This window comes from Rhodoplanes tepidamans (assembly GCF_030813915.1).
Lineage (GTDB): Bacteria > Pseudomonadota > Alphaproteobacteria > Rhizobiales > Xanthobacteraceae > Rhodoplanes > Rhodoplanes tepidamans.
This window is the reverse complement of record NZ_JAUSUJ010000008.1, coordinates 224,240-232,200: the sequence shown is the minus strand read 5'-3', so window position 1 is coordinate 232,200 and position 7,961 is coordinate 224,240. Positions and strand designations below refer to the sequence as shown.

Sequence of the window (7,961 nt, the reverse complement as noted above, 5' to 3'; positions counted from 1 at the left end):
TGCGCATCCCGCACTGCTCCCGCGGAGCCGCGGCTTCTGCGTGTTCGGGTTGTTGCTCACGCGGGCGCACCGGCCCCGCCCCGCCCCCCCCCCCCCGTCTCCGTATCCACGAGGCGTCCCCTCACCCCGACCCTCTCCCCGCACGCTGGGAGAGGGAGCGCAGCGGCCGAGGTTGCAACGAACAGGCCCGAACACAGGGCCAGCATTGGGATCCAGGGAGGACTTCATGATTTCCATGACCCGACGACATTTCTCCACCGCGCTGCTCGCCGGCGCCGCGACCATCACGATGCCGGCGGTGCTGCGGGCGCAGGCCAAGCCGCGGCTCGTGGTGATCGGCGGCGGGCCGGCCGGCGCCACCGTCGCCCGCTACGTCGCCAAGGACTCGAACGGCGCCATCGACGTGACGCTGGTCGAGCCGGCGCCGAAGTTCGTCACCTGCTTCCACTCCAACCTCTATCTCGGCGACTACCGGCCGTGGGACTCGATCACCCAGGACTACAAGCTCACGGCCCAGGGCGTGAAGAAGGTGGATCAGGCGGCGAGCGCCATCGATCGCGACAAGAAGCAGGTCCGGCTCGCCGACGGCAGCACGCTCGCCTACGACCGCCTCGTGGTCGCGCCCGGCATCGACCTCGACTTCGCCTCGGTGCCGGGCTGGTCGGAAGCCGCGGCAGAGATCATGCCGCATGCCTGGAAGGCGGGGCCGCAGACCCAGCTGCTCAAGAAGCAGCTCGACGCTCTCCAGGACGGTGCGACCATCGTGATGATCGCGCCGCCGAACCCGTATCGCTGCCCGCCGGGCCCCTACGAGCGCGTCTCCTGCATGGCGGCCGTCCTCAAGAAGAAGGGGCACGCCAAGTCGCGCATCGTGGTGATCGACCCGAAGGACAAGTTCTCCAAGATGGCGCTGTTCCAGGAGGGCTGGCAGAACCACTATCCCGGCATGGTCGAGTGGATGGATCCGAAGATGCACGGCGGCCTGAAGAGCGTCGACCCGAAGAGCATGACGGTGACCACCGACCTCGAGACCATCAAGGCCGACATGGTCAACGTCATCCCCAAGCAGATGGCGGGCAGGATCGCCCGCGACGCCGGCCTCGCCAACGCTTCAGGCTTCTGCCCGATCGACCCGACCAACATGAAGTCGGCCCAGGACCCGAGCATCTTCGTGCTGGGCGACGCGGCGATCGCCGGGGCCATGCCGAAGTCGGCCTTCGCGGCCAACAGCCAGGCCAAGGTGGTGGCGATGGCGGTGCGCGGCGAGCTCACCGGTGCCCGCACCTTCCCGGCCCGTTACGCCAACACCTGCTGGTCGATCATCGCGCCCGACGACACCGTCAAGGTCGGCGGCCGCTACGAGGCCAAGGACGGCGCCATCGCCGAGGTCGAGGGCTTCATCTCCAAGACCGGCGAATCGAAGGACGAGCGCCGCCAGACCAGCGAGGAGAACATGGGCTGGTACAAGGGCATCGTCGCGGACATCTTCGGGTGAGGCCCTCTGCCGTCCTGCGCGGGCTCGACCCGCGCATCCATCGAAACGAAGATCGCTGATCGTTCGGATGGGTCGCCGGGTCGAGCCCGGCGACGGCGCCGAACACCGGGGAGCAAAGCGTGGCCCAGAATGCCGGCCCGAGGGACCTCGAGACAGGTGCCGTGATCGACCGACGCGGCTTCCTCCGCGGAACCGCGGGCTCGGTGGCGGCGACGGCGCTCGCCGCACCCGCGATCGCCCAGGCGCGGCCCAGGGTGGTGGTGGTCGGCGGCGGCGCCGGCGGCGCCACCGCCGCCAAGTACCTGGTCGCCGGGGGCGCCGAGATCGACGTGACGATGATCGAGGCGAACCGGCAGTTCGTCACGCCGTTCACCTCGAACCTCTTCCTCGGCGGGCTCAAGCCCTACGAGCGCCTGGTCTATGGCTACGACAACCTGATCGGCCGCGGCGTCCGCCCGGTGTTCGCCACCGTCACGGCGATCGAGCGCACCGCCAGGGAGGTCCGCCTGGCCGACGGCACCCGGGTCCCCTACGACCGGCTGATCCTGTCGCCCGGCATCGATTTCCGCTGGGGCGACGTGCCGGGATACTCGGAGGAGGCGGCGGAGCGGATGCCGCACGCCTGGCGCGGCGGCGACCAGCTGCTGCTGCTCAAGCGCCAGCTCGACGCGCTGGAGGACGGCGCCCTGATCGTCGTCGTCGCGCCGCCCAATCCGTATCGCTGCCCGCCGGCACCCTACGAGCGCGCCTCGATGATGGCGCACGGGCTGAAGGCGCGCGGCGTCAAGGATGCCCGCATCGTCATCCTCGACGCCAAGGACCATTTCGCCATGCAGCCGCTGTTCGAGGACGGCTGGGCGCGGCACTATCCGGGCACGATCGAGTGGCAGGACCCGGGGATGCACGGCGGCATCAAGGCGGTCGATCCCAGGGCCATGACGGTGACGACCGACCTGGAGACCCACAAGGCGGCGCTCGTCAACGTGATCCCGCCCCAGATGGCGGGCCGGCTCGGGCGCGACGCCGGCCTCACCGACGAGTCGGGCTGGTGCCCGGTCGATGCCGGCACGATGAAATCGCTGATCGACCCGAACATCCACGTGATCGGCGACGCCGCGATCGGCGGCGACTTCCCGAAGTCCGGCTTCGCCGCCAACAACGAGGCGAAGAACACCGCCATGGTCGTCCGCCACGAGCTGGTCGGCGCGCGGCTGCTGCCGGTGCGCTTCACCAATCACTGCTGGAGCAGCATCGCGCCCGACGACGCGATCAAGAACGGCGCCCGCTACGAGCCGCGCGACGGCAAGATCGTGATGCTCGATCCCTACACGTCCCAGCGCGACGAGTCGGCGGAGCTGCGCGAAAAGCAGGCCAAGGAGGCGGTCGGCTGGTATCGCGGCATGACGACGGACATTTTCGGGTGATTTGCTCAGGTCGTCCCGGGGCGGAATGAGGCTTTTTCCCTCTCCCGCGAGGGGAGAGTGTTGGATCGGGGCGGCTGTCCGGACCTGATCAGAATCGGCCGAATGCAGCAGCCGGTTCGACGACCCCCGCCAGTGCCGCGCCGTAGAGGATCATGCAGGCACCCGCCGGCGGGCTGTCACGCAGCTGCGTCGCGATCCCGGCCACCGTTCCGACCATGCTCTTCGGCGAATCCCCCAGGCTCTCCACCACGGCGGCCGGCGTGTCGGGCGACAGGCCGACGGCGAACAGCCTCTCGGCCAGCGCCGGGAAGGTCGCCTTGCCCATGAACACGCAGGTGGTGGCGGCCGGGTCGGCGAGCGCCGCGAGGTCGAGGTCGTCGGGCAGGCCGCCCGTCACCTCGTGGGCCGTGATGAACTGCACGCGCCGGGCGACCAGGCGCTTGGTCAGCGCCGTGCCGAGATGGGCGGCCGCCGCCGTCGCCGTGGTGACGCCGGGCACGATCTCGATCGCGATGCCGGCCTCGCGGGCCGCCGTGATCTCCTCGTCGGCGCGCGAGAAGATCGCGGGGTCGCCGGACTTCAGCCGCACCACGCGCTTGCCGAGCCGGGCGTAGGCGACCATCAGCCGGCTCACCTCGGCCTGCTTGGGGGCGTGGCGCCCGGAGCGCTTGCCGACGGATATCAGCTCGGCATCCTCGCGCGCATGGACGAGGGCGCCGGCGCTGCCGAGATCGTCGTACAGCACCACGTCGGCGGCCCGCAGCCGGTCGACGGCGCGCAGCGTCAGCAGGTCGGGATCGCCGGGCCCGGCGCCCACCAGGGCGATCACGGCGGCAGGGCGGTCAGTCATGGCGGGCGTCCTGACAGGGCGGAGCGGCGCGCCTATAGTCGCGCCCATGGACGAGGGGAGAGCGCTGCGGCCCGGCTGGACCACCGGCACCTGTGCGGCCGCGGCGACGCGGGCCGCCTTCGCGGCGCTGGTCGGCGGCACGTTTCCGGATCCCGTGGATGTGGCACTGCCGGGCGGCCGGCGGCCGCGCTTCGCCCTCGCGCTCGCCGAGGCCGGCGCGGGATTCGCACGGGCCGGCATCGTCAAGGACGCCGGCGACGACCCTGACGTGACCCATGGCGCCGTGATCGTCGCGACGGTGCGGCCCGGCGCGCCGGGCAGCGGCGTGACGTTCCGGGCCGGGGAGGGGGTCGGCACCGTCACGCGGCCGGGCCTGCCGCTGCCGGTCGGCGAGCCGGCCATCAATCCGGTGCCGCGCGCGATGATCCGCACCGCGATCGCGGAGGTCTGCGGCGCCACCGGCGCATCGGCCGACGTCGTGGTCGAGATCGCGGTCCCGAACGGCGCCGCGCTGGCGCAAAAGACGCTCAATCCGCGGCTCGGCATCGTCGGCGGCCTGTCGATCCTCGGCACCACCGGGATCGTCGTGCCCTTCTCCTGCGCGGCCTGGATCCACGCGATCCATCGCGGCGTCGACGTCGCCCGCGCCGCCGGCCTCGATCACATCGCCGGCGTCACCGGCTCCACCTCGGAGGCGGCGATCGCGGCGCTCGACGGCCTGGCCGAGATCGCCCTGGTCGACATGGGCGACTTCGTCGGGGGCCTGCTGAAATACGTGCGCGTGCACCCGGTCGCCCGCGTCACCATCGCGGGCGGCTTCGCCAAGATGACCAAGCTCTCGCAGGGCCTGCTCGATCTGCACTCGCGCGCCGGCGAGGTCGATCTCGGCCACCTCGCGCGGCTCGCCGCCCAGGCCGGCGCGCCGGCCGCGCTGGTCGAGGCGATCCCGCGCGCCAACACGGCGCTCGAGGTGCTGCAGCGGACGCAGGCGGAGGGCGTCGACATCGGCGCCGTGGTGGCGGCCCGGGCCGTCGAGACCGCCGCGGCGCTCTTGCGCGGCACCGCGGTCGGCGTCGACGTCGCGGTGTTCGGCCGGACCGGCGCGCTGCTCGCCCGCACGCCGGTGACGAGGGGCTAGATGGCGGGACGTCGGCAGAAGGTCCTGGTCCTCGGCGGCACCACCGAGGCGCGGCGGCTCGCGGAGGCGCTGGCCGTCGCGCCGGAGGTCGACGCCGTCCTGTCCTATGCGGGGCGCACCGAGAGCCCGCTCGCCGTGCCGGTCCCCTGGCGGGTCGGCGGCTTCGGCGGCGTGCCGGGGCTCATCGACTATCTGCGCGCCGAACGGATCGACCGCGTCGTCGACGCCACGCATCCGTTCGCCGCGCAGATGAGCGCCAACGCGGTCGCAGCCTGCGCGGCGGCCGGCGTCCCCCTGGTCGCGCTGGAGCGGGCGCCGTGGCGGCCCGCGCCCGGCGACCGCTGGATCGAGGTCGACAGCCTGGAGGACGCCGTGGCCGCGGTCGGTGATGCGCCGCGGCGCGTCTTCCTCGGCATCGGCCGGCTGCATCTCGACGCCTTCGCGGCGCGGCCGCAGCACCACTATCTGGTGCGCCTGGTCGATGCCCCGCGGGACGCGCTGCCGCTGCCGAACGTCACCGTCGTGGTGGCGCGCGGGCCGTTCGACGTCGCCGGCGACCGTGCCCTGATGACCGAGCACGGCAGCGAGATGGTCGTCTCCAAGAACGCCGGCGGCACCGCGGCGGTGGCCAAGATCATCGCCGCGCGCGATCTCGGGCTGCCGGTCGTGATGGTTCGTCGGCCCGACATTCCCGCGCGGCCGAGCGTCCAGACCGTCGCGGCCGTCACGGCCTGGCTCGTCGGCGACACAGCCCCCGAAGACGGTCACGACGACGCCTCCGGCGGCGCCGAGCGCGGCGTGTAGACGAAGGCCGGCCCGTTTTTCCGCGCGACCAGCCGCGTCTGCGACGAGCCGACGATGACCAGGGTGCGCATGTCGGCGCGCGCCGGCACGGCCTCGCCGAGCCGCACCGTGTCGATGCGCTCGTGCGCCTCGCTCACCGCGGTGGCGAAGATCACGGGCGTCTCGGGCGCGCGGCTCGCGCGAAGAATCTCCAGCGCCCGGCCGAGCTGATGCGGCCGCGCCTTCGACACCGGATTGTAGAGCGCGATCACGAAGTCCGCCTCGGCGGCGAGCCGCAGGCGCTTCTCCACCAGGGCCCAGGGCTTCAGGTTGTCGGACAGGTTGACGGCGCAGAAGTCGTGGCCGAGCGGCGCGCCGGCGCGGGCCGCCGCCGCCGTCATGGCGGTGACGCCGGGCAGCACCCGCACGTCGAGCTCGCGCCAGGCGGGATCGCCGTGCTCGATCGCCTCGAACACGGCCGCCGCCATGGCGAACACGCCGGGATCGCCCGAGGAGACGACGGCGACACGGTGCCCGGCCGCCGCGAGCGACAGCGCATGGCGCGAGCGGTCGATCTCCTCGCGGTTGTCCGAGCCGTGCTTGGTGAGCCCCGGCCGGTCCGGCACCCGGGCGACATACGGGCCGTAGCCGATCAGGTCGGTGGCGGTCGCGAGCGCGTCCGTGACCTCGGGCGTGATCATCCGCGGGGCGCCGGGGCCCAGGCCCACGATGGTCACGGACCCTGCGGGTCGCTCGCCGCTCATGGCCGGCGTCCCTCGCCGTGCACCAGCACCATGGAGAAGTAGGGCGCCGCATCGTCCGGCTTGTCGGCGAGCCGCAGCACCGCCTCGCCCGGCATGGTGCCGCGCTCGACATAGACGGCGCGGTCGATCAGGCCGGCGGCCGTCAGGGCCCGCCGCACTTTTGGCAGGTTCTTGCCGAGCTTCATGATCACCAGCGCGTCGGCGCGGCCCATGCGGTCGGTGAGCGTCGCCTCGTCGAGCGTCGCCGGCAGCACGGTCAGGATGTCGTCGCCCCAGGTGATCGGCGCGCCGGTGGCGGTCCAGCAGCCCGCCATGCCCGGGATGCCCGGCACCACGACCACCGGCACGCGGCCGGCGAGGCGGGTGTGGAGATGCATGAACGAGCCGTAGAGGAACGGGTCGCCCTCGCACAGCACCACCACGTCGCGGCCGGCGTCGGTGTGCGCCGTCAGCCGGGCGACGCAGTCCCGATAGAAATCCTTCAGGGCGGCGTTGTAGGCCGGATCCGTGAAGGCGATCTCGGTCGTCACCGGGTATTCCATCGCGATCTCGATCGCGTCGGCCGCCAGGAGCCCGGCCGCGATGGTGCGCGCATTGCTGGTCCGCCCGGCCTTGCCGAAATAGGCGACCACGCCGGTCCCGCGGATCAGCCGGTCGGCCTTGACGCTGATCAGCTCGGGATCGCCGGGCCCCAGCCCGACGCCGTAGACGGTGGCGGTCATCGGCGATGCTCCCAGGCGACAGCGGCGCGAGACGCCCTCTCACCCCTCTCGCCGCTGTGCGGCGAGCCACCCTCTCCCCGCACACGGGGAGAGGGTGCCCAGGCGCCGCGCACCGGAACAGACCCGCGCATGACGGACAATGCGTTCGCGACCGCGCTCATTCGCGGTCGCTCGCCAGCGCGTTGACGGCGGCGGCCGTCATGGCGCTGCCGCCCTTGCGGCCGCGCACGATCATGCAGGGCACGCGGCCGTCGGCCAGCAGCGCCTCCTTGGACTCGGCGGCGCCGACGAAGCCGACCGGCATGCCGATGACGGCGGCCGGGGTCTCGGCCCCGTCGTCCAGCATCTCCAGCAGGCGGAACAGCGCCGTCGGCGCGTTGCCGATGGCGACGACCGAGCCGCCCAGCCGGTCGCGCCACAGTTCCATGGCCGCCGCGGTGCGGGTGGTGCCGAGCCTCTCGGCGAGCGCCGGAACGGCGGGGTCGGAGAGCGTGCAGATCACCGCGTTGTTCGCCGGAAGCCGGGCGCGGGTGATGCCGTGCGCCACCATCTGGGCATCGCAGAAGATCGGCGCGCCGGCGCGCAGCGCCGCGCGGGCGGCCGTGGCGGCGCCGGGCGAGAAGACCAGATCCGCCGCGATCTCCACCATGCCGCTCGCATGGATGACCCGCACCGCGACCGCCTCCTCGTCAGGCGCGAAGCGGGCGAGGTCGGCCTCGGCCCGGATGATGGAAAACGAGCGGCGATAGATCGCCGGGCCGTCCTTCTCGTAGACGAGGGTCATG

The 7,961-nt window shown here is 72.6% G+C and carries 8 protein-coding genes; 4 read left to right on the top strand and 4 right to left on the bottom strand.

What is annotated here, in order from left to right:
• Nucleotides 1-226 precede the first annotated feature (226 nt).
• Together J2S22_RS12185 and J2S22_RS12180 are read left to right on the top strand one after the other, a co-directional pair.
• Nucleotides 227-1,495 carry an FCSD flavin-binding domain-containing protein gene (locus J2S22_RS12185; protein WP_370878204.1) on the top strand — a complete coding sequence of 423 codons (1,269 nt, stop codon included), beginning with the start codon at nt 227-229 and terminating at the stop codon, nt 1,493-1,495.
• A gap of 161 nt (nt 1,496-1,656) precedes the next feature.
• Nucleotides 1,657-2,919 (top strand): FCSD flavin-binding domain-containing protein, encoded by a 1,263-nt coding sequence (locus J2S22_RS12180; RefSeq protein WP_272840405.1) that lies wholly within the window; start codon nt 1,657-1,659, stop codon nt 2,917-2,919.
• An 88-nt stretch (nt 2,920-3,007) separates the two neighbouring features.
• Here J2S22_RS12180 and cobA read toward each other — a convergent pair whose 3' ends face one another.
• Nucleotides 3,008-3,769, bottom strand: a complete 762-nt coding sequence (cobA, locus tag J2S22_RS12175; protein WP_272776706.1) for a uroporphyrinogen-III C-methyltransferase — start codon at nt 3,767-3,769, stop codon at nt 3,008-3,010.
• Nucleotides 3,770-3,815: 46 nt separating this feature from the next.
• Here cobA and J2S22_RS12170 point away from each other — a divergent pair, with 46 nt between their 5' ends.
• Entirely contained in the window at nt 3,816-4,907 is a 1,092-nt protein-coding gene (locus tag J2S22_RS12170) for a cobalt-precorrin-5B (C(1))-methyltransferase (protein ID WP_272776707.1), read from the top strand.
• Nucleotides 4,908-5,711, top strand: a complete 804-nt coding sequence (locus J2S22_RS12165; RefSeq protein ID WP_272776708.1) for a cobalt-precorrin-6A reductase — start codon at nt 4,908-4,910, stop codon at nt 5,709-5,711.
• Here J2S22_RS12165 and cobJ read toward each other — a convergent pair.
• From cobJ to J2S22_RS12150, 3 genes are all read right to left on the bottom strand, one after another.
• Nucleotides 5,672-6,454: a precorrin-3B C(17)-methyltransferase gene (cobJ, locus tag J2S22_RS12160; protein WP_272776709.1), complete on the bottom strand. Its 783-nt coding sequence runs from the start codon at nt 6,452-6,454 to the stop codon at nt 5,672-5,674. The two genes, J2S22_RS12165 and cobJ, sit on opposite strands and share 40 nt — an antisense overlap.
• Nucleotides 6,451-7,176, bottom strand: a complete 726-nt coding sequence (locus J2S22_RS12155) for a precorrin-2 C(20)-methyltransferase (RefSeq protein WP_272776710.1) — start codon at nt 7,174-7,176, stop codon at nt 6,451-6,453. The genes cobJ and J2S22_RS12155 overlap by 4 nt, the downstream gene beginning before the upstream one ends.
• 157 nt (nt 7,177-7,333) lie before the next feature.
• Nucleotides 7,334-7,960, bottom strand: coding sequence for a precorrin-8X methylmutase (locus J2S22_RS12150; RefSeq protein WP_272776711.1), 627 nt, complete (start codon nt 7,958-7,960; stop codon nt 7,334-7,336).
• Nucleotide 7,961 lies beyond the last annotated feature (1 nt).

What these genes read in the sequence shown, in the direction of transcription:
- J2S22_RS12155 (WP_272776710.1), bottom strand. Translation starts at nt 7,176, where the DNA reads ATGACCGCCACCGTCTACGGCGTCGGGCTGGGGCCCGGCGATCCCGAG.
- J2S22_RS12185 (WP_370878204.1), top strand. Translation starts at nt 227, where the DNA reads ATGATTTCCATGACCCGACGACATTTCTCCACCGCGCTGCTCGCCGGC.
- J2S22_RS12170 (WP_272776707.1), top strand. Translation starts at nt 3,816, where the DNA reads ATGGACGAGGGGAGAGCGCTGCGGCCCGGCTGGACCACCGGCACCTGT.
- J2S22_RS12165 (WP_272776708.1), top strand. Translation starts at nt 4,908, where the DNA reads ATGGCGGGACGTCGGCAGAAGGTCCTGGTCCTCGGCGGCACCACCGAG.
- cobJ (WP_272776709.1), bottom strand. Translation starts at nt 6,454, where the DNA reads ATGAGCGGCGAGCGACCCGCAGGGTCCGTGACCATCGTGGGCCTGGGC.
- J2S22_RS12150 (WP_272776711.1), bottom strand. Translation starts at nt 7,960, where the DNA reads ATGACCCTCGTCTACGAGAAGGACGGCCCGGCGATCTATCGCCGCTCG.
- cobA (WP_272776706.1), bottom strand. Translation starts at nt 3,769, where the DNA reads ATGACTGACCGCCCTGCCGCCGTGATCGCCCTGGTGGGCGCCGGGCCC.